The following is a 512-nucleotide window of genomic DNA, read 5'->3' as shown; positions in this document are numbered from 1 at the left end:
GACATTCAAATCGCTAACCTCAGGTTAGCAAAGTTACTCACTCGTTGGTCAGTTTTGAGAGTTCAACTCTCAACTTGATCCTTGAAAACTGGATAAACGAAACGAAATTTGCGTTTTAGAAACATTCCTTTTAGCTGAACTTGTGTCAAAACAAGTTAAATAAGAGGTAGTGACTACTGATGCGAAGGTTTTGTGATGGTCGATCCTTTGGAAGTGCGTGACCGGGTGGCGAAAGCCGGAAGGGAAACGACGGACAACGAGCGAACAGCACAATACCGAGCAACTTGGTTAAGCTACTAAGAGCACACGGAGGATGCCTAGGCGCTAGGAGCCGAAGAAGGACGTGGCGAACAACGAAACTGCCTCGGGGAGCTGTAAGCAAGCATTGATCCGGGGGTGTCCGAATGGGGAAACCCGGCTGGGTTAATATCCAGTCACTCGTATCTGAATTCATAGGATACGAAGAGGCAGACCAGGGGAACTGAAACATCTAAGTACCCTGAGGAAGAGAA

The 512-nt window shown here is 47.5% G+C and carries 1 rRNA gene; it reads left to right on the top strand.

The annotated features are described in order from the left end of the window. Positions 1 to 286: 286 nt before the first annotated feature. Positions 287 to 512 (top strand): 23S ribosomal RNA (locus KJS42_RS22930); the annotation flags it as partial.

The sequence above is a fragment of the Paenibacillus sp. J53TS2 genome, from assembly GCF_018403305.1.
Lineage (GTDB): Bacteria > Bacillota > Bacilli > Paenibacillales > Paenibacillaceae > Fontibacillus > Fontibacillus rhizolycopersici.
This window is presented reverse-complemented; position numbering and strand designations above follow the sequence as displayed.